The organism is Allobosea sp. 2KB_26 (genome assembly GCF_052115715.1).
Classification (GTDB): Bacteria; Pseudomonadota; Alphaproteobacteria; order Rhizobiales; family Beijerinckiaceae; genus Allobosea.
Window position 1 is genome coordinate 240195 of record NZ_JBFRHE010000008.1, and the last position, 20352, is coordinate 260546.

20 protein-coding genes are annotated in these 20352 nt (G+C 63.7%); 14 read left to right on the plus strand and 6 right to left on the minus strand.

The annotated features are described in order from the left end of the window. Positions 1-553: 553 nt before the first annotated feature. From AB4099_RS21835 to AB4099_RS21860, 6 genes are all read left to right on the plus strand, one after another. Positions 554-3487 carry an HAD hydrolase family protein gene (locus AB4099_RS21835; RefSeq protein WP_441479600.1) on the plus strand — a complete coding sequence of 978 codons (2934 nt, stop codon included), beginning with the start codon at positions 554-556 and terminating at the stop codon, positions 3485-3487. Positions 3488-3718: 231 nt separating this feature from the next. After that, on the plus strand, positions 3719-4936 hold the full coding sequence (locus AB4099_RS21840; protein WP_441479625.1) for an ABC transporter substrate-binding protein: 1218 nt from the start codon (positions 3719-3721) through the stop codon (positions 4934-4936). Between the two features lie 69 nt (positions 4937-5005). Beyond that, the gene (locus AB4099_RS21845; RefSeq protein WP_441479601.1) at positions 5006-5974 is read left to right on the plus strand and encodes a YVTN family beta-propeller repeat protein; all 969 of its coding nucleotides are present in this window, start codon (positions 5006-5008) and stop codon (positions 5972-5974) included. Positions 5975-6083: 109 nt separating this feature from the next. Next, positions 6084-6869 carry an ABC transporter ATP-binding protein gene (locus AB4099_RS21850; RefSeq protein WP_113511202.1) on the plus strand — a complete coding sequence of 262 codons (786 nt, stop codon included), beginning with the start codon at positions 6084-6086 and terminating at the stop codon, positions 6867-6869. After that, positions 6866-7738 (plus strand): ABC transporter permease, encoded by an 873-nt coding sequence (locus tag AB4099_RS21855; protein ID WP_113511201.1) that lies wholly within the window; start codon positions 6866-6868, stop codon positions 7736-7738. Before AB4099_RS21850 ends, AB4099_RS21855 begins: the two co-directional genes overlap by 4 nt. Continuing rightward, positions 7735-8412, plus strand: a complete 678-nt coding sequence (locus AB4099_RS21860) for a hypothetical protein (protein WP_113511200.1) — start codon at positions 7735-7737, stop codon at positions 8410-8412. Before AB4099_RS21855 ends, AB4099_RS21860 begins: the two co-directional genes overlap by 4 nt. Before the next feature lie 31 nt (positions 8413-8443). Here AB4099_RS21860 and AB4099_RS21865 read toward each other — a convergent pair whose 3' ends face one another. The 4 genes from AB4099_RS21865 to AB4099_RS21880 all read right to left on the minus strand — a co-directional run bounded on the left by AB4099_RS21865 (position 8444) and on the right by AB4099_RS21880 (position 12376). Then, positions 8444-8992 (minus strand): PQQ-dependent catabolism-associated CXXCW motif protein, encoded by a 549-nt coding sequence (locus AB4099_RS21865; protein WP_441479602.1) that lies wholly within the window; start codon positions 8990-8992, stop codon positions 8444-8446. A gap of 2 nt (positions 8993-8994) precedes the next feature. Continuing rightward, entirely contained in the window at positions 8995-9885 is an 891-nt protein-coding gene (locus tag AB4099_RS21870; RefSeq protein WP_441479603.1) for a substrate-binding domain-containing protein, read from the minus strand. Between the two features lie 31 nt (positions 9886-9916). Beyond that, the gene (locus AB4099_RS21875) at positions 9917-10441 is read right to left on the minus strand and encodes a c-type cytochrome, methanol metabolism-related (protein WP_441479604.1); all 525 of its coding nucleotides are present in this window, start codon (positions 10439-10441) and stop codon (positions 9917-9919) included. Positions 10442-10555: 114 nt separating this feature from the next. Further along, positions 10556-12376 (minus strand): methanol/ethanol family PQQ-dependent dehydrogenase, encoded by a 1821-nt coding sequence (locus AB4099_RS21880; RefSeq protein WP_441479605.1) that lies wholly within the window; start codon positions 12374-12376, stop codon positions 10556-10558. 397 nt (positions 12377-12773) lie between these two features. Between AB4099_RS21880 and AB4099_RS21885 the strand changes: the two genes are divergently transcribed. The 7 genes from AB4099_RS21885 to pqqE all read left to right on the plus strand — a co-directional run bounded on the left by AB4099_RS21885 (position 12774) and on the right by pqqE (position 18166). Further along, positions 12774-13775 (plus strand): quinoprotein relay system zinc metallohydrolase 2, encoded by a 1002-nt coding sequence (locus AB4099_RS21885; protein ID WP_441479606.1) that lies wholly within the window; start codon positions 12774-12776, stop codon positions 13773-13775. A gap of 34 nt (positions 13776-13809) precedes the next feature. After that, positions 13810-14628 (plus strand): quinoprotein dehydrogenase-associated SoxYZ-like carrier, encoded by an 819-nt coding sequence (locus tag AB4099_RS21890; RefSeq protein ID WP_113511194.1) that lies wholly within the window; start codon positions 13810-13812, stop codon positions 14626-14628. A gap of 77 nt (positions 14629-14705) precedes the next feature. Beyond that, complete coding sequence (locus AB4099_RS21895; protein WP_113511193.1) at positions 14706-15449, plus strand: pentapeptide repeat-containing protein; 744 nt, start codon at positions 14706-14708, stop codon at positions 15447-15449. Between the two features lie 61 nt (positions 15450-15510). Beyond that, positions 15511-16245: a DUF1194 domain-containing protein gene (locus tag AB4099_RS21900; protein WP_441479607.1), complete on the plus strand. Its 735-nt coding sequence runs from the start codon at positions 15511-15513 to the stop codon at positions 16243-16245. 127 nt (positions 16246-16372) lie between these two features. Beyond that, positions 16373-16453: a pyrroloquinoline quinone precursor peptide PqqA gene (gene pqqA / locus AB4099_RS21905; protein ID WP_113511953.1), complete on the plus strand. Its 81-nt coding sequence runs from the start codon at positions 16373-16375 to the stop codon at positions 16451-16453. 292 nt (positions 16454-16745) lie between these two features. Beyond that, positions 16746-17039, plus strand: a complete 294-nt coding sequence (pqqD, locus tag AB4099_RS21910) for a pyrroloquinoline quinone biosynthesis peptide chaperone PqqD (protein ID WP_113511191.1) — start codon at positions 16746-16748, stop codon at positions 17037-17039. 56 nt (positions 17040-17095) lie between these two features. Further along, positions 17096-18166: a pyrroloquinoline quinone biosynthesis protein PqqE gene (gene pqqE, locus AB4099_RS21915; RefSeq protein ID WP_113511190.1), complete on the plus strand. Its 1071-nt coding sequence runs from the start codon at positions 17096-17098 to the stop codon at positions 18164-18166. Between the two features lie 22 nt (positions 18167-18188). Here pqqE and AB4099_RS21920 read toward each other — a convergent pair whose 3' ends face one another. Both AB4099_RS21920 and AB4099_RS21925 read right to left on the minus strand, forming a co-directional pair. Continuing rightward, complete coding sequence (locus AB4099_RS21920) at positions 18189-18389, minus strand: hypothetical protein (RefSeq protein WP_113511189.1); 201 nt, start codon at positions 18387-18389, stop codon at positions 18189-18191. 103 nt (positions 18390-18492) lie between these two features. After that, a complete protein-coding gene (locus AB4099_RS21925) occupies positions 18493-19485 on the minus strand; it encodes an AraC-like ligand-binding domain-containing protein (protein ID WP_113511188.1) in 993 nt (330 codons plus the stop codon). A gap of 262 nt (positions 19486-19747) precedes the next feature. Between AB4099_RS21925 and gfa the strand changes: the two genes are divergently transcribed. Beyond that, complete coding sequence (gene gfa, locus AB4099_RS21930) at positions 19748-20326, plus strand: S-(hydroxymethyl)glutathione synthase (RefSeq protein ID WP_441479608.1); 579 nt, start codon at positions 19748-19750, stop codon at positions 20324-20326. The last annotated feature ends 26 nt before the right edge of the window (positions 20327-20352 follow it).

Here is a 20352-nt window from a genome sequence, read left to right on the forward strand (position 1 = left end):
TCTGCAGATACCGATTAAATATGGCAACTCCTCTGAAAATATCTTTCCACACAAAGCTCTCAATCACCCATGTCGGCCGTCTCGTCCATAAATATCGGAGCGACATCCTCTCATAGGAATTCCGGTGAATTCATTCGAACGAGTGATGACGCACGGTTACCTTCACCCCTATCGTGCTTTCTACACGGCGTGTGGGCAGAGGGAGGCGTCGCGGTGTGCACCCCGCGTGATGGTGTTCGCGTAGTGCCCTCGGGTGCGCGCTTTGAAGACCAAACGGGCGGATCACCCGTCTCAGCGTAGGTGTCTCGCGATGGGAACTCCACCGCCCCCGAATGGTCCATCAGCGCGGGCCCGAGAAAACAGAGCCGAGCCTCCATGCCCGCCTCCCCTCTGATCAAGCTTCGCACCCTCGCAGGACAAGAGCCGCTTCGCCAGCGGCTACGGCAGGATTGCAGACGCCGTGCGGGGAGATATCCGGACTGGGGCTGGGAGGTGAAAGAAGCAACGTCGCACATGACGCTCCTTTTCACGGCCAACCGACATGGGTGCCGACATGAACACAGTGCGTGTCAGAAGATCGACACCTGATTATCGGGAACAACCGACAGAAACACATTCGGTTGCGACAGAGTTAGACTTCTACGGCACCTATACCTGGTGTCTCAACGCCTATCCCGACGTCAAAGACGCAATTCAATATCTCGGATCCGAGATCGAGAAACTCCGGCTCGATCTGAATGATTGGCAGACCCACGAAGTCGCGACCAACATATTCCTCCTGTCCTGCGGACTGCTGCATGCCGTCGAAGAGTATTTGCGCGGACCGTCGGTGAGGATACCGGGACGCCTGATGACGCGGCTTGGGCGTGGCGCCATGTGGGCCATGGATGGCGCCACGCGCGTCGTGGAAGGAGCGGCGAATATTCGCTTGAACCGGAGTCAGGCCAGCCTGCGCGGTTGGCAGGAGCGCTGGCAGGCCGGCCTCGGCGATTTCCTCTCAATCCTCGTCAAAGGGCAACCATTGGCACCTGCGTCGTTCGCCGAGTCGGCTGCCCGCTTGACCGAATTGCTGGTATCGCCCCCGCTGCCGTCCGACCTGCAGGCCAAGCACGTTGGCGCCTCCACCCTGTTTCGAAGGCTCGATACGACGCATTACGATATCATCGCACTCGGGCAGCGCTTCGCCGACCGCTTTCCGGATCGTTCCCAAGCCATCCTCATCGTGGGGTTGCGCACCTCGGGTTCCTATTTCGCTCCTCTGCTGCAGGCCTGTCTCAAGGCCGAAGGCTACCGGGTGGTGGTGTCGCTGACGATCCACCCGGGCAAGGGTCCCGGTCGCTGGGAGCGTCAACAACTGCAGCATTGTGCCCGGCACGGGTTCACGGCCCTGGTCGTGGACGACTCGCCCTACACCGCCGGCACGATCGTCCTGGCCCTTGATATCGTTCGCCGGGCTGGCTTTTCCCTCGACAAGCTGAAGGCTCTCGTCCCGTATCATCCGGCGAGAAGAGACTGCCTGAAAGTACTGTCCGACCAAATGGTCATCTCCCTCGAGCCCGAGCAATGGCACAAGTATCGTCTGCTGGAGCCGAAGCTGGTCGAACAACGGCTGGCTGAGTACTTCCAGGCCCCTGATATCCTCGGCGTGCGCCTGGTCGCCAGCAAGGCGGCCGATGACTTCAACGCACACTTGCAGAGTCTATCGTCAGGCGATCGTGGCGCGCGGCTCAAGCGGGTCTACGAAGTTCGCCTTGAGAGGCGACGGGGAAAGGAAACCCGGTACGTCCTCGCCAAGAGCGTCGGCTGGGGATGGCTCGGCTATCATGCCTTTCTCGCCGGCCACCGGCTCTCCGGGTTCGTCCCGCCCATCCTCGGATTACGCGATGGGATCGTTTACATGGAGTGGTATCCTCAGCCGTCACTCGTCCAGCAGGGGGATGGCGCGCGGCAGGAACTCATCGACATATCGGCTTCCTACGTAGCCGCGAGAGCCCGCGGCCTTGCCCTGAGCCGCCCCCCGGGATCGGGCAAGAGCATCAAGCGGCACGAAGAAGGCCTTCGGCTGCTGCGCAAGACGCTCGGCAGGGCTTATCCGTGGTTCCTGGGACACACGCTGATGCGCCGCCGCCTCGAGCGGCAACTCTCCCGGCAGCGCAGCCCGCTGCCCACGCTCATCGATGGGAAAATGGGACGTGCCGAGTGGATCATGGGGCCGCACGGGCCTCTCAAAACTGACTATGAACACCACGGCATGGGCAAGTCCGAGTTGAACACGACGGACCCGGCTTATGATCTGGCGGAGACGATCCTGACCTTGGCGCTCTCGCCGGAGGAGGAGCACAGGCTCATCCGGCGCTATGTCGAGATGACCGGAGACAAAGCACTGGAGCAGCGCCTCTTCATCAACAAGTTGCTCGCGGGTCTCTGGACAATGTCCTCGGCCCAGGAACATCTCTTCTGCAAGTCTCAGCCCGCCGACAGACAGCAGCAACTCCATCAGCAATTCCTGAGCGCCTGGAATTTTCTCACGGAGCAGACGGCGCTTTTCTGCGGCGCTCTTCGTCGGTCGTCGCCGGATGTGCAGTGGCGTTCGCCGCTTGTCTCCCTGGATATCGACGGTGTCCTGGATCACCGCCGTTTCGGGTTCCCGTCGACGACGGCTGACGGGATCGAGGCCGTCTCGCTATTGGGTGCCCACGGATTTTGCGTGGCGCTGAACACGGCCCGCTCCGTCGCAGAGGTCAAGGCCTATTGTCAGGCTTACGGCTTCGCCGGAGGTGTGGCCGAGTATGGCAGCTATATGTGGGATGCGGTGGCCCAGCGCGGGCACGTTCTCATAGGCGAGGAGGCCAGGCGTCAATTGGCCGAACTGCGCGCGCGCCTGCGCCACATTCCTGGCGTGTTCCTCGACGACCGACATCAGTACTCCATCCGGGCCTTCACCTATCAGGCCATGCCGCGCGCATTGCTCTCCGTCCTGGTGAATGCGCTTCGTGGGTTCGGCATCGGGCCCGGCACCCCCACCCCCCTGCACCCACTCGCCATCGATCAGCTGATGACCGAGCTGGGGCTGGACCGGCTTTCGGTCCACAAGACCATGAACGACACCACGATCGTGGCGAAGGAGACTGATAAGGGCGTCGGCCTGACGGCACTGCGAGATTGGGTCTTGAGTCCTGATGCTGAAACAATCGCAATTGGCGATTCGGACGCCGATCTCCCGATGTTTCGTGTCGCCAATCGCTGTTTCGCGCCGGCCCAGATCGACTGCGCGCTCCAGGCTCGGCTCCTCGGCTGCGAGATCGCCCCGCACTCCGACCAGAGAGGCCTTCTGGATATCGCTCGCCTGCTCGCCCACCCGGATGGCCGCCAATGTAGCCACTGCTCGAATCTCCGGAACCACTGGCCCAGGGACAATCTGTTTCTGGAGATCCTGGAGGCCGCGGACAGGCGCCCTTGGACAACTCTGAGGAGGGCCCTTTGGTGAGGGCTCTGTTTGAGAGTGCGGCCTTGGAAGCAAAGGTCACCAATCCACGCATTGCAGCACTGTCGGGCGTCCGCTTGCCGGCAGCGCGTCCAGTTGACGCGATTAGCGGCTGGGCGCAGCTTTACAAGGGATGGGCGACGCTCACGGCCGTAGCCGGCGCTCATTCATCGGGGAGTGCCGCGCATGGAGGATTGCGAGGCCCATCGCCATGACCTTCGCCTGAAGGCCGGGATGCTGCGCCTTGCGGCCGTCCTTCTGGTCTTCGGCGGGATGCTGCTTGCCGGCGCACCGATCAGCGCGATTGCGCAACCGGCAGCGCCGCCGACGGAGGCCAGGATGATCGGCGTCCTGCTCGTCCGGGAGATCCAGGACCGCCCTCTCCCGCTGTCGCTGCTCGACATCCCGCCCCCCGACGACGGCATCGCCGGCGCGCGGCTCGCCATCGCCGACAACAACAATACCGGGCGCTTTCTCGGCCAGGAGTTCCGCCTCGACGTCATCGAGAGCGCCAAACCCGATGAGCTGCTTGCCGAAGCCGAAAGCCGCGTCGCCACTGGGCAGCATTTTCTCGTGCTCGACGTGCGACCTCAGACCGTTCTCAGGCTCGCCGATGCTCTGAAGGGCAAGGATGTGCTGCTGTTCAACGCTGGCGCGCCGGACGAGAACCTGCGCGAGGAGGATTGCCGCGCCAATGTCCTGCATACAAGCCCGTCGCGCGCGATGCTCGCCGATGCGCTGGCGCAGTATCTCGTCTGGAAACAGTGGCGGCGCTGGTTCCTGGTTCTCGGAACGCGGCCGGAAGACCAGGCCTTCGCCGAGGCGGTGCGGCGCGCGGCAAAGCGCTTCGGCGGCCGCATTGTCGAGGAGCGGGTTTTCTCCGACGAAGGCGGCTCGCGGCGCGCTGACGGCGGTCACGAGCAGATTCAGCTGCAGATCCCGGTCTTCACGCAGAATGCGGCGGCCCATGACGTCGTGGTCGTGGCTGACGAGGCCGGGCTGTTCGGCGAGTACTTTCCGTTTCGGACCTGGGAGGCGCGACCGGTGGTGGGGACACAGGGACTGACGGCGACAAGCTGGCATCCCGCGCTCGAACAATGGGGAGCGACCCAATTCCAAAACCGTTTCAGGCGCTCCGCGAACCGGACGATGCGTCCGCTCGACTATGATGTCTGGCTCGCGGTCCGCGGCATCGGCGAGGCGGCGGCCCGCCGCCGCTCGACGACCTTCGCCGAGATCGCGGCCTATCTGCGCTCCGCCGAGTTCGACGTGGCCGGCTTCAAGGGCCAGAAGCTGACATTCAGGGACTGGAACGGCCAGCTTCGCCAGCCGATCCTGATTGCGACGCCGAAGCTTCCGGTCTCGGTTTCGCCGCAGCCCGGCTTTTTGCACCAGTTCTCGACGCTGGATACGCTCGGGCTCGACCGACCGGAAACGAAATGCCGATTATAGGAGCGTAAGTCAGAACCTGAAGCCAATCGCGTCCTGGTTTTTCGACATCATCATCGGAAACGGAACACCATGCGGCTCACATCATGTCTTTCGGCGGGTGCGCTTCTACTGCTCGCATCCACCGCCAACGGCTACACGGTGTTCGTCTCCAATGAAAAGGACAACACCGTCAGCGTCATCGACAGCACGACGCTGGAAGTGACCAAGACCATCAAGGTCGGTCAACGTCCGCGCGGGATCGTGCTCGCCCGGAACGGCGAGTGGCTGCTGATCTGCGCGAGCGACGACAATGTCGTGCAGGTCTTCGACACCAGGACCCTGGAATTCGTCAAGAATCTGCCTTCGGGCCCCGACCCGGAGCTCTTCACCCTGCATCCGAAGGGCAACCCGCTCTATATCGCCAACGAGGACGACAATATCGTCACCGTCGTCGATATCGAGAAGGGCTCGGTCCTGTCGGAAATCCCTGTCGGCGTCGAGCCCGAGGGCATGGGCATCAGCCCCGACGGGAGCATTCTCGTCAACACCTCCGAAACGACGAACATGGCGCATTTCATCGACACGCAGAGCAACAAGACGGTCGATCATGTGCTGGTCGACGCCCGCCCGCGCTATGCGCAGTTCACGCCGGACGGATCGCAGGTCTGGGTCAGTTCCGAGATCGGCGGCACGGTCAGCGTCATCGACGTCAAGACACGCAAGCCCGTCGGCAAGGTGTCGTTCCAGATCAATGGCGTCAACGCCGACGCCATTCAGCCCGTCGGCATCCGGATCACCAGGGATGGCAAGACGGCCTTCGTCGCGCTCGGGCCGGCCAACCGCGTCGCCGTCGTCGATACCGCCAGCCTGAAGGTGGAGCGCTATCTCCTGGTTGGGCAGCGCGTCTGGCAGCTCGCCTTCACGCCCGACGAGAAACTGCTCTTCACGACGAACGGCACATCGAACGATGTCTCGATCATCGATGTCGAGAAACTGCGCGTCACCAAGTCGGTGAAGGTCGGGCGCTATCCCTGGGGCGTCGCCATCGCCCCATTCTGATCACCTCGCGTATCGGCACGCAGAAGACGAGCAGCTTCATCCGGAGGAGAGCCATGAGGGCCCGCATCGTTGCTCCATCACTGGCGAACCCGGCGCGGTTCATCGTCAGATGAACGCGGAATTCGACGATCGGCGGATCGGCATGGCGCTCTCGGTCGCCGGGGTGAGCCATGCCTTCGGCGACAGGCGCGCGCTCGTCGATGTGTCGCTCGAGGTTCCGGCCGGCTCGTTCACCGTGCTGCTCGGTCTCAACGGAGCGGGCAAGTCGACGCTGTTTGCGCTGATCACCCGGCTCTATGACAATGTGAGCGGCGAGATCCGCGTCTTCGGCAATGACGTGCGCCGCGCCCCCTCGGCGGCGTTGCGGCAGATCGGCGTGGTGTTCCAGAGCCGCACGCTCGACGCCGATCTGAGCCTGCTGCAGAACCTCGCCTATCATGCGGCGCTGCACGGGTTCGGCCGTGCAGCGGCGCGGGCACGCGCCATGGAACTGCTCGAGATCATCGGGCTCGCCGACAAGGCACGCGACAAGGTGCGCGCCCTGTCGGGCGGTCAGGCGCGCCGCGTCGAGATCGCACGCGCCCTGCTGCACGACCCGCGCTGCCTTCTGCTCGACGAGGCCACGGTTGGCCTCGATATCGGCGCGCGCGACGGCATCATCGCCCTGGTGCGCGGGCTGGTTGCACGCCAGGGGCTCGGTGTCCTGTGGGCGACGCATCTGATCGACGAGGTCGCGCCGAGCGACCGCATCGTCATTCTGCACAAGGGCCGGGTTCTGTTCACCGGTGATCACGACGCCCTGCTCGCCATGACGGGCACGGCAACGATACGCGAGGCATTCACGACGATGACTGGCTCAGCCGATGCCCAGTCCACCGGCGCGGTGGCGGCATGAAGACCATTCCGCTGGATCGCGCTCCACCGACACTGGCGGATGCCCCGCAACGCGCGGGCTTCCCCGGTTATCTCGCCTGCTTCAACGGCATCGTCTGGCGCGAGATGCTGCGCTTCATCCATCAGCGCGAACGCTTCCTCTCCGCGCTGGTGCGGCCGCTCGTCTGGCTCTTCATCTTCGCCGCCGGCTTTCGCCAGGTTCTCGGCGTTTCGATCATCCCGCCCTATGAAACCTATGTGCTCTACGAGGTCTTCGTGACGCCGGGCCTGATCGGCATGATCCTGCTCTTCAACGCCATGCAGTCCTCGCTCTCGATGGTCTATGACCGCGAAACCGGCACGATGCGAACCTTGCTCGTCAGCCCGTTTCCGCGCTGGTTCCTGCTGACATCGAAGCTGATCGGCGGCGGCGCGGTGGCGCTGTTGCAGGTCTATGTCTTTCTGCTGATCGCCTATGCCTGGGAGATCGAGCCGCCTTTGCTCGGCTACCTCACGGTGCTGCCGGCCTTGTTCCTGGCGAGCCTGATGCTCGGCGCGCTCGCCCTGTTCATGTCGTCGATCATCAAGCAGCTGGAGAACTTCGCCGGGGTCATGAACTTCGTGATCTTCCCGATGTTCTTTGCCTCATCCGCGCTCTATCCGCTGTGGCGCATCCGGGAATCGAGCCCGCTGCTCTATGAGATCTGCCGCTTCAATCCCTTCACCCACGCGGTCGAACTGATCCGCTTCGCGCTGTATGCGCAGATTGATCCTGCCTCGCTTGCGGCGGTGCTGGGTTTTACCGCCGTCTTTCTCGCGGCCGCCATTTACGCCTATAATCCATCAAAAGGTTTGCTGGGTCGGCGTGGTGCTCCCGGAGGCACGGCATGACGTTCCCGAGAGGTCTTGTCCGGAGCCGACGCCTGATCCGCACGAGGCTCGGAATCGCCTGCAGCGTGGCCCTGTTCGCAGGAATGCTCGCAGCCTTGTTCGCAGGCTTGCCGGCGCGGGCGGACGAACCGGAATGGCCCTGCGTGCAGCGCAGGGTCGCGACACTCACTGCGGCGCAGATGTGGGATGGCCCCGATGTCGAGGCGCTCACCGGCTGGCAGGACGACGCGGAGATGGACCGCCTGATCAAGGCACTCGTCAGCCGCGCCAACCCGATGGAGCAAGCAAGCGAGAGCCTGGCGCAATGGGCCAAGGCCCAGCCGGACTCAAGCCGGGACGAGAAGCTGAAAATGCTGTTTGCCGGCGTGCTGAAGACCATCAATGACGACCGCGCCGTCGTGCTCGCAGGAATCGGCCGATTTCAGCATCGGCAAAGGCAGCTCGCCGAGCGGATCCAGGAGCAGGGAGCGGTGCTGGGTGCGCTGCGCGCCAAGGCGGCCCTGGACGAGAAGGCCAAGGCGGAGCTCACAGTGGCGGAGGACAGGTACAAGTGGGATACGCGGTTCTTCGCCGAGAGGCAGGACTCTCTGCCCCTCGCCTGCGAGATCCCGGTGCAGATCGAACAGCGCGCCTTCGATCTCGCCCGCGAAATCCGGGCGCTAATGAAGGATTGACGCCGCGGCCGCGGTCCTTCCGAGGCGAATCTCACAGCCCCGGCGCAATCTCGACGAGCGGAAGCAGCGCCTCGCCCCAGCCATCGGTGCCGTCGGGAAACCAAATGACATTGCTATAGCCCCATGAGACGGCGCGTTTGGCTGCGTTCCAGGACATCCAGCAATCCTTCAGGCAGAAGAAGACCAGCGTTTTCGCCTTGTCGTCGCCGCTGAGCGTCGCGAGTTGCGCCTGGAAGGCCTGGAGCAACGGTTCGGGGATGACGCCATAGCCGGTATTGGCCAGCCAGACCGCACCCGGAATGCTGAGATGCGAGGCCTCGCGCCAGACCATGTTCGCCGGCAGGTTGTCGGGTTTCACGGGGCGGGGCAGGACATCGATGAAAACAGCCGATTTCGCGCGCCAGAGAAGCTCCGCGGCCCGTGTGTCGATGACGCGGGCGCCCTGCAGCGTCGCGGGAACCGGCGCGCGATAATTCTCGGTGCGATAACCCGCGGGTTCGTCCGGAATGTCCCGCGCCAGGCCGTCGACTACCGACCCCGCCGCCAGCCAGAGTGCCAACAGGACAGCGCCGCGCCACATGGTCAGCGTCGCGGCGCTGTAATCGGCACCGTGTCCTCGTCCAGCAGCGGCACGCCGAAATCCAGCAGGATCGCATCGATATCGCCCTGCCTCCTGGCGATGATCTCGTTTAACTTGCGCTTCCAGTCATCTTCCTGATGACGCACGCCGAAGGTGATCCGATAGGCCATGCGCGGTCCCATGGTTTCCCCGAGAAGCGGCGTCACGGTCAGTTTTTCGCCGCCGCGACTGGCGAAGTAACCGCCGATCGGCCCCCACAGAATCCCGGCATCGATCTCCCCGGAACGGATATCGGCGATCATCCGCTCCGCGGGAGAATCGTAGCGCCGGTCGACCGTCAGAGGATAGGGCCTTGCCCTCTGCATCAGCCCAAGCATTGCCATGATGTTCCCCGGCGGCGTGCCGGCGACGATGCCGATGCGCTTGTCCTTCAAGCGCTCATCGGCGAGCGTAGCGACGCCGTCGAGCCCCTGGCCCGGCCGATGAACCAGGACATAGCTCGAGCGGTAGTAATGGTTGCTGTTGAGGACGAGGTCGTCGCCCTGCGCATAACCGATGATCAGGTCGCAGCGCTTGGCGAACAGCGTCTGGCGCACAAACCCCGTCGCCTGCGGAAACCAAGTATATTCGAGCGGAAGCTTCAAGTCGTCGGCGACGAGTTCGGCGATCTTGTTCTCAAAGCCCTGCCCGGCTTCGTCGGAGAAGGGCAGATTGGCCGGATCGCTGCAGACGCGGAGGACTTCGTGATTGACCAGATCGGCACGGCCGGTCTCGGCGGCCTCGCCGATGCCCCCCGCAGCGAAGAGCAGCATCGCGCAGCAGATCAGCCGGCGAAGGGCATCGGCGGGTCGCCATGCCCGCACCGGTGGTCGGGTGGTGGCAAGGCCGGACACGGAGCTTCCACGCGGCTGTCCGGGCCTTGCTCTAGGAGCCCATGCAGGTCTTTTCATTTTGGACCGCCGTCTCCGGCTTTTCGACGGCGCGTTCCGGACGCGTACCACGCGGCAGCGCGCCATCGGCGCGCGCCTTGAGATAGACGTAGATGTCGTCGAGATAGCACATGACGTTGGCGTTATCGCCGAGCGCCGGCATGACGCTCGTCTTGTCGGGACGCGTGATCGTGCGCCCACCAGCCACCACTTCCATGAAGTCGGCATATTTCAGGGTCTTCAGGGACTCGACCAAGGCCGGCGCATAGCTCGATCCTTCGCCTTCCGGCCCATGACAGACATGACATTCCGAATGGTAACGCCGGAAGCCGGAATAGGTATACCAGTCGACCTTGCCGCCAGGCGTGATGTTGTAAGTCGGCGTCCCGTCCGCCAGCATCCATTTTCCGTCCTGTTCGCTCTTTGCCGGCTTGTCCTGCGACGACCCGCCGGTCGCCGGCAACAGCACGGCCAAGAGAGCGAAACCTGCAAGTGCGAAGCCGATGCCGAAATGTTTCACCTTCAGCCTCTCCGGTAGCCGCCGCATCGTCGATTGCTGGCCATGACAGCCGGGCGGACATCAAAAGGGCCGGCGCAACCTGTTCAGCCGCGCCGGCCCTCCGCCACGCGTCGATCATGGCAGGGTGAAGACCGTCAGAACGCCACCAAGCGCAGTGTAGTCGCGCAGCGCGGCATAACCGCCAACCGCACCGAGACCGTCGGTCGGATTGGTCAAACCGGCAGCGAGACCGATGCCGGCCCAGCCGCCGATGCCGGACAGCACCGCGACCTGCTGCTTGCCATTATGGGTATAGGTCATGACGTTGCCGATGATGCCCGACGGCGTCTTGAACTTGAACAGTTCCTTGCCGTCCTTCTCGTCAACCGCCTTCAGGTAACCTTCCAGCGTGCCGTAGAAGACCACCCCGCCAGCCGTCGCGAGCGCACCCGACCAGACCGAGAACTGCTCCGGAACCGACCAGACGATCTTGCCCTGGCCTGCGTCCCAGGCCACGAAATTGCCCATGCCGCCATGGCTGCCCGGCGCGGGATACATCGAGAGGGTTGCGCCGACATAGGGTTGGCCGGCCGTATAGGATACGCGGAACGGCTCGTAGTCCATGCAGACATGGTTCGTCGGCACGTAGAACAGACCGGTGCGCGGCGAATAGGCTGCCGGCTGCTGATCCTTGGAGCCCAGCGCCGCCGGGCAGACGCCCTTCGTGTTCTTGTCCTGGCCGTTCTGGAAGGTCGACATGGCCGACACGACCTGCGGACGGCCATATTGCGGACTGTTCTTGTCCATCACGACTCCGGTGGTCCAGTTGACCTTCGGATCGAATTTCTGGGCGACGAGCAATTCGCCGGTCACGCGATCGAGCGTGTAGCCAAGCCCATTGCGGTCGAAATGAACGAGCGCCTTGCGGGGCTGGCCGCCGACTGGAATATCCGCGAGGATCATCTCGTTGACGCCGTCATAGTCCCACTCATCGAATGGCGTCATCTGGTAAGCCCATTTCGCAATGCCGGTGTCGGCATCACGGGCAAAGATCGACATCGTCCATTTCTGGTCGATCGGCTTGCCGTCGGCGCCGGCCCGCTGCGTAGGGTTCCAGGTCGAGGGATTGGCTGTTCCGTAGAAGAACAGGTTGGTTTCCGGATCATAGGAATACCAGCCCCAGCTCGAGCCGCCGCCGATCTTCCACTGGTCGCCCGTCCAGGTCTTCAGCGAGGAATCCTTGCCGACCGGCTTGCCGAGCGACGTGGTCTTCTCCGGATCGATCATCATCTCGCTGTCGGGACCGGTCGAATAGGCCCGCCAGAGCTGCTTGCCCGTCTTCATGTCGTAGGCGGTGACATGCCCCCGCACGCCGAATTCCGCACCGGAAATGCCAACGATGAGCTTGTCCTTCACCGGCAGGACGGTGGCCGTATTGGTCTCGCCCTTTTTCGGATCGCCGTTGACGACCTTCCAGATTTCCTTGCCGGTCTTGGCGTCGAGCGCGACGACCGTGGTGTCGGCCTGATGCAGGAAGATCATACCGTCCGCATAGGCGACGCCGCGGTAGACCGTATCGCAGCACATCACTGGAATGACCGACGGGTCCTGCTTGGGCTCGTATTTCCAGAGGATCTTGCCATCCTGATTCAGGTCGAGCGCATAGACGATGTTTGGAAACGGCGTGTGGACATACATCGTGTTGCCAATCACCAGCGGCGCGCCTTCATGGCCGCGCAGCACGCCGGTCGAGAAGGTCCAGGACACCTTCAGGTTCTTGACGTTGTCACGATTGATCTGGTCCAGCTTTGAATAGCGGGTATTCGCATAGTCGCCAGTCTGGATCGCCCATTGATTTGGGTCCGATGTCTGCTTGATCACGTCAGAATTCGCCAGCGAAAGCACTGGAAAGGCCACGGTCGTCAACAAAGCTGCAGATTGTATAAGCTTGCGCATGACGTTCCTCCTGGCGTTTTTTGTCTGCTGCGATAGCGCTCCATAGCGTGTCACGGCTGAACCGCCGAAGCGTCCGAGCGCTTGGGCATGTGTTCAGGCTACGACTGTCTCGCCGCCAACCGGGCGTCAGTCGTAGAAGCCGATTTCTACCGGAGCATGTGTAGGCCCTTTTTTGATTTCGGACAAGATCGCAACAAGACTCCATGCCCTGATTTCCCAATGAATTCAGCCGAAACCCGACCATGACGCGGCCGACACGTCACGATTACTGACCTACACAAATGCAATCGCAATGAATGCTGCGCCGCACAATTCAATGGAGAGACCAGTCAACTTGCGATACGGCAAGACCTGAGCGCGAAATGGAACCGATTGCTTCCGCATGCTACAAAAGCGGATGACCGCCACTCTCCTGCCCTCGCGCGCATCGCTGCGGCGATATCTCAGGGTCGTGTTCGGCATGCTCTGTCTGACGCTGGCGCTGCCTGGCGGTGAAAGCGGACCCGTTTCCCCGGCGGCGGCCCAGACAACCCCGGTAGTCCTGCCCCTGAGCGTCACGGAGATCGCGCCTGGCGTTTTCGTGCATCAGGGCGCTTATGCGCTCTTTGCACCGTCAAATCGGGGCGATATCGCCAATCTGTCCTTCGTGATCGGTCGCGATGCCGTCGCCGTGATCGACACCGGCGGCAGCCTGGCGATCGGACAGGCGCTGCGCGCCGCGATCCGGACGGTGACGGACAAGCCCATTCGCTACGTGATCAACACGCATATGCATCCCGACCATCTGTTCGGGAACGCCGCCTTTGTCGATGACCGGCCGGAATTCATCGGCCATCACAAACTGGCGCGCGCCCTGGCCGCGCGGGCCGAGCGCTACCTCGCCCTCAACGCGCAATGGCTCGGTCCGGACGCGTTTGCCGGCACCCGCCTGATCGTGCCGACGCGTTCCGTCGAGAACCGGTCGGTCATCGATCTCGGCGAACGCGAGCTCATTCTCGAAGCGCAACCGACGGCGCATACCGACAACGACCTGACCATTCAGGATACCGCCTCGGGAACGCTCTTTCTCGGCGACCTGCTGTTCATGCGGCATGTCCCCGTCCTCGACGGATCGATCCGCGGCTGGTTGGCGCTGATCAGCCGCCTCGAACAGGTCGCGGCGGCGCGTGTCGTGCCCGGCCACGGACCGCCGGTAGCGGCCTGGCCCGAGGCGGTGCAACCGCAGAAGCAGTACCTGCAAAGAATTTCCTCGGACGTGCGGCGCATGATAAAAGAAGGGCGATCGATCACTGAGGCCGCGGCTACCGTCGGGCTCTCCGAGAAGGAGGCTTGGCTCCTGTTCGACGAATTCAACGCCCGCAATGTCACGGCCGCGTTTGCCGAGCTTGAATGGGAGTGATCGCGGCGCCCGGCGACCTGATCCGGAGGATGCCATGACTGAGCTCATCGCACGCCGCAGCGTCCTTTATCTTGTTGGCGCCGTGATCACGGGCCTGCCGGTTACGCTGGCGCGGGCCGAGGACGATCCCTGGCCCGGCCTCCATCAGGACGTGTTCAGGAACCGGCCGATCAGCGAGGAGGATGGGCTGGTGACGCTGGAAGCGCCGGTCCGCGCCGAAGATGCGGCCCTGGTTCCGCTGACCGTGAAAATCGACCGCGACAAGGCATCGGCCCCACTCACCCTGACCTTGCTGATCGACAAGAACCCCGCCCCGGTCGCCGCCACTTTCTTCTTTGGGGAGGGCTCCGGTGAGATCGTGCTGTCGACGCGCGTGCGCATCGACGCCTATTCGAATGTCCGCGCCGTGGTCGAAACCAGTGCGGGAACGCTGCACATGACCACCCGATATGTGAAGGCGTCCGGCGGCTGCTCGGCCCCGGCGCAGAAAGATGCCGAGCTTGCCGATGCCGAGCTCGGCCAGATGCAGCTGCGGCAGTTCGACGGAGGCCTCCCGGCCTCGACCTCGCGCGAGGCGCAACTGATGATCCGCCACCCGAATTATTCCGGGATGCAGATGAATCAGCTGACCGGCTACTATATCCCGGCGAAATTCATCACCGATGTCGAAGTGAAGCGCGGCGATGCGCTCGTCTTCCGTATGGAGGGCGGCATCTCGCTGAGTGCGGACCCCAATATCCGCTTCACCTTCCGCACGACGGGTCCGGGCGATGTTCTGACCGTCGCCGCAAAAGATACGGATGGCCGCGTGTTGCGCGGCAGCTGGCCGGTCAAGAGCGGGAAGGAAAGCTGATCACACAGTCCGATAACCCAGCCAGACGCGCCTGCAGGACGGCCGCGCTTGTCGCGCTCGGCCTGCTCTGCACGCCGATGCCGGCGGTCGCCGAGGCCAAGCTCACCGTTCGCGAGGTTGCGCAGAGATTGTTCCAGCTTGCGCCTGGCACGCGTGCCGATCTCGGCGGGCAGGATTTGCGCGGCCTCGACCTGAGCGGCCTCGATTTCCGGCGGGCGCGGCTCGCCGGCAGCGATCTCTTTGGCGCCGATCTGGTTCGCGCCGATCTTTCCGGGACCGATCTGCACGGCGCCCGGCTCGACCGGGCAGTGATCATCGGCACCGATTTCAGCGGTGCCGACCTCTCCGACGCGACCCTGCTGCTGCCGAGCGCCGTTTCGAGCCTGTCCTATGATGCAAGCGAAGCGCCTCGCTTCCGGAACGCCAATCTTGCACGCGCCGTCATCGTCGCCCATCTGAGCGGCGCCGATATGCGCGGAGCCGACCTGACCGCCGCCGTCTTCAACTATGCGGATATGCGGGGAACGTTGATGACCACGCTGCGCACCGAGCTCTTCGGCTGCGACCTGACGGACGCGATCCTGCGCCACACCGACCTGACAGGTATCGTCCTGCGCTTTGCCAAGCTGCGCCATGCCGACCTGACCGGGGCCATGCTGGTCAATGTCGATCTGTCCAAGGCCGACCTCACCGGCGCGGACCTGAGGGACGCCGATCTGACCGGTGTCGATTTCGACGGCGCGATCCTGACCGGGGTGAAGGGCCTGGAGAGCGCCAGAGGCCTTGCCCTGGCGCATAATCTCGACAAGGCGGTAAGGTAGCTCAGTCGAATGCGTTGCGGAGCACATGCCGGTGCTGTTGCTCGATCGATCTGTTCGCCCTTTGCTGATCCCCCTCGCAGCCGCGCTGCTGATACAGCCCGGCACCCGGGACGGCAGCGCTGAATCACGGGGAAGCGTCGATACCGCCCTGGTCCTGGCGATCGACGTGTCGAACTCCGTCGATGCGCGGCGCTATCGGCTGCAGATCGACGGCATCGCGGACGCACTCGATGACCCCTCCGTGCAGGAGGCCATTCTCGGTGGCCCGCGCCAGGCGATTGCGATCAGCGTCATCCTCTGGGCCGACAAGCCGAGCTTCTCGATTCCGTGGGTCAGGATCGCCAGCGCCGCCGATGCGCAGGCGCTGGCAGGCAAACTGCGCCGGCTCGCGCGGCAAGGCGGCGAATTCACCTGCGTGGCGCAGATGATGCGCTTCGTCGCCGACAAGATCACGCCGCAAATCCCGATGCGGGCGGCACGCGTCGTGCTGGATGTGTCCGGTGACGGACAAGAGAACTGCAATCCCGCGGCTGCCCCGGCATCGGTTCGCGATGAACTGGTCGCGATCGGCCTGACCATCAACGGGTTGCCGATCCTGGAAGGGAGCGAGGCTGCGACGCTCGCGGGCTGGTATGGCGAGAACGTCGTTGGCGGGCCGGGCGCCTTCGTCCTTCCGGCGCAGGGGTTCGAGGATTTCGGCCGGGCCTTCCGGCAGAAATTCATGACGGAGATCAGCGCATGGCCCGCCGCTCCGGCTCGCCTGCCCTCTCGCCTTGCCGCGCGTGAACAGCCGTAATCCGCCCTCGCCAGTGAGTTTCTGGACGGCGGCAGGCGGCGGGCTCTGTTTGCAACAGACTGCCGGCGGGTGTAGGCTCCCGACGCCTACTCTTGAGAAGGCTGGCGACGATCTGGAGAAACCGATCATGCGCAAGTGGAAAAAACCCGCGATCATCGAAGTGACAGTCGGCTGCGAAGTGACGTCGTACGCGCCCGCGCAGTTCTGAAGCGTTCGTTCTGAGAGACTGGCTATCGACCCGGAAGCGGGTGCGGGCGTAGGCGCGCAACTCCGCCGAGGACGGTGATCATTGGTGTCCCGCTCGTTGGTGTCCCGCTCGCATGTCAGGCGGGAAGCCGTCGGGAGCGACGCTCGTTTGCGGGCATCGCTGACGACAGTGCGCTCGACTGGATGCGGCGGGTTGAGGCGCCACCCGAAGCGTTGAGGCATGCCTCGCACCGATTCCGCCATCGTCCTTCTGGCACCGATACGCTTGACCGAGCTGAGCGAGGCGCTAGCCCATGTCCGCTGGCATTACGACGACCGATGTCGCAAACATCATCCCGGTGCTGCCCCGTGGCGTTCGCCTGCGCTTTGACGAGAGCCGCCGGCAATGGTTCCTTCTCGGTCCCGAGCGCGTGTTCGAACCCGATGAGATGGCGCTCGAGATCCTGCAGCGCATCGATGGGGTGAGTTGCGTCGAAACCATCGTCCAGGATCTGGCGACAACGTTCGACGCGGACCGGGACGAGATCGCCACAGACGTCATGACGTTCCTGCGCGGCCTTGCCGATCAGAGGATGGTCGACCTGTGAGCGACGTCGAAACGCTTCCGCAAACCACTCCTGCGCGACCCGAATTGCAGCCCCCCATGGGTTTGCTCGCCGAGTTGACGCATCGCTGCTCCCTGCGTTGCCCCTATTGCTCCAATCCGCTCGAGCTCGACAGGCGCTCGGGCGAACTCTCGACCGCCGAGTGGAAGCGGTTGATCGATGAGGCCGCCGCGCTCGGCGTGCTGCATATCTATTTCTCCGGCGGCGAGCCGATGCTGCGGCGTGATATCGCCGAACTGGTCGCGCATGCACACCATGCCGGGCTCTATACCAACATGATCACCTCCGGTGTCGGCTTTCAGCCGGCCGTGCTGGACGCGGTCACTGACGCCGGCCTCGACCATATCCAGCTTTCCATTCAGGCTGTCGACGCCGAGACCTGCGATCGCGTTGCCGGATATGCGGGTGCGTGGGATCGCAAGCATGCAGTCGCTGCGTCCATCGCCCGGCTTGGGTTGCGGCTCACCGTCAATGCCGTCGTGCATCGGGAAAACGTCCAGCAGATTCCCGCCTTCGTGGAGCTTGCCGAGGATTGGGGCGCGGCGCGCATCGAGATCGCGCATGTGCAGTATTACGGCTGGGGTCTGGTCAACCGCGCCAGGCTGATGCCGACGCGCAAGCAGGTCGAAGCCGCGATGGTGGATGTCGAAGAGGCCAGGAACCGCACGGCCGGACGCCTTGTCATCGATTGCGTGCTGCCCGATTACTATGCCCGGTACCCAAAGGCTTGCATGGGCGGCTGGGGCGCGCGGCTGATGAACATCACGCCGACGGGGCGCGCCCTGCCCTGCCATGCGGCCGAGACGATCGCGGGATTGGTCTTCGACAATGTCCGCGACGCCAGCCTGTCGGAGATCTGGTATCGCGGCAGGGCGTTCAATGCCTTCCGCGGCACGGACTGGATGCAGGAGCCTTGCCGCAGTTGCGCGCGCAAAGAGCTGGATTTCGGCGGCTGCCGTTGCCAGGCGATGGCGCTGGCCGGCGACGCGGCGGCGACCGACCCTGCCTGCTCATTGTCGCCGCTGCACCGCGAGGTCGTCGCACTTGCGGAAGCGGAGGCCGCATCCGAGCGCACCGATTTCATCTACCGGACCTATCAGGGCGTCTGACGCAAACGACACTCACCCGGTGTCAGATGTCCTTCTCATCCGCGCCCGCGCAGCGCCAGCGGACGACCCGCCAGTCCGGATGTTCGCCATTCCATTGCGCGACATAGGGCGCTGCACTCTTCGCGCACTGGTTCGGCGAGACATTGATCGCCAGCGGAATCCGCTCGTTCCGGCAGATCGAGGGGTCCGTGACCAAGCAAACGGAAATGACGATCGCAAGCATCGACTGCTCCCCACGTTGCGTGGCCCAGCCCGTCCCGCGATGACGCGGAATGCGCGCCAACACCGTCGGAGGCCCATCTTACAGGCCCTTTCCGGCCGATGCACTAAGGGCCGCTCGCGGCCTTGCCTGTGTCAGCAGACAGGCCCGCAGGATCGCCGGCATGCCTTTGGATGGCCGAAGGCGGTATGCCGTAGCGCTTCTTGAACAGATGGGTGAAATGCGATGAGCTGCTGAAGCCCCAGGAGAAGGCGATATCGGTCAGGGTCTTTCCCGGCCTTGGGCCAAATTCGAGCTCCTCCAGGCATTTCTCCAGACGCTTTTGCCAGATGTAGCTGGTGATCGTCGTCCCTTCATCGGCAAAGGACATGTGGAGATAGCGCTTGGTACAATCCAAGGCCGACGAGAGCTGTTCGATGCCGAGGTCCGGATCGCTCAGGTTCTCGCGAATGAGAGCCTTGATCCGGGATGAAAGCGCCGCGCGGCCCGAGGCCCTGAAGGACGATTGCGAAAAGAAGGGCATCAGCACGAGATCGAGCAAGCTGTCGGCGACCTGGACTTCGCAGCCCGCCGCCAGTGCAGGGGCCTCGTTGAAGGCGGACAGGACGAAATCATGAGCCAGACGGCCCGCGCCCTCGCGAGCCGAAGCCTGTTGCGCCAGAAGCGGATCGAGCGGTACGCCACGTAGCTCCAGCAATTGCCGGGGTATGATGACGACATGATGCTTCGTCAGTGCTGCGCTCGTGATCACATGAGGCCTGGAGACGTCGTAGATCAGGCAGTCGCCGGGCGTGATGACGCAATGCCGGCCGTCCTGCTCGAACAGCGAGGTGCCGTCTGTCTGAAACAGCACCTTTATGGGACGACCGCCCAGCTCAGTGCAGGAAGCGGGGTGGGCAATCCGATGTTGACTGACCTCGATCTGGCAAAGCCGCAGCCGCCGGATCGTCGCATAATCGATATGCCCGTCGATCGTGCCGGCACCGAATGCATCGACGCGAAGCGGCCCGCATAGCGTGCCCAGCGCCTGAGCCCAGTACTCGGACCGCAGCGGAGCCGGTGTCGTGGCGGTGCTCAGGGATATGATCGCATGGGTCATTGTCGCGCATTCCGCTTCGACGATGCCACTCTACATCGCCGCCCTCTTGCAAGGAATGGCCCTTGGCGCGGCGGGCCGGGGCGTGTCTTCGCGGGCAGACAAGGGATGCTTCCCTTCAGGGCAAGCGTCGAGGCGAGAAAGATACCACATTGCACGCCGGACATGCGCCATCAGACGCATGGAGACGAGCACCGGATTTCCATGCGCGGGATCGAGCTTGTTCCGGGCGCGTGCTCATACCGGCGACAGGGAGGACGAGATCATGACGCAGACAGTTGCCATCCATCCCTCGATCGATCGCGGCCTCCCGCCGGCTTCAGCCGATTTCAAGGGCGGAACGCTTGTCTGCCAATGCACGGACCGCCCGGTCAAGGTCCGCGTCGACTCGCAATCGGCCCATAACCACGCCTGCGGCTGCACGAAGTGCTGGAAGCCCAAGGGTGCGTTGTTTGCGATGGTCGCGGTGGCGCCGCGCAACAAGGTGACCGTGCTCGAGAATGGCGACAAGCTCGAGATCGTCGATGCGTCCGCCACGATCCAGCGCCATGCCTGCAAGGGCTGCGGCGTCCATATGTACGGGCGGATCGAGAAGGCAGCCCACCCGTTCTACGGCCTTGATTTCGTTCACACCGAATTGTCGCCGGAAACCGGCTGGTCCCCCCCGGAATTTGCCGCCTTCGTCTCCTCGATCATCGAGTCGGGCGCCGATCCGGCCAATCAGGGCGCGGTCCGCGCACGCCTGCGCGAGATCCGCCTCGAGCCTTATGACTGCCTCTCCCCGCCGCTGATGGATTTCATCTCCACCCATATCGCCAAGGCGTCCGGGGTTCTGAAGTCCTGATCGGGATCGCTTGGGAGGGCCCGGGT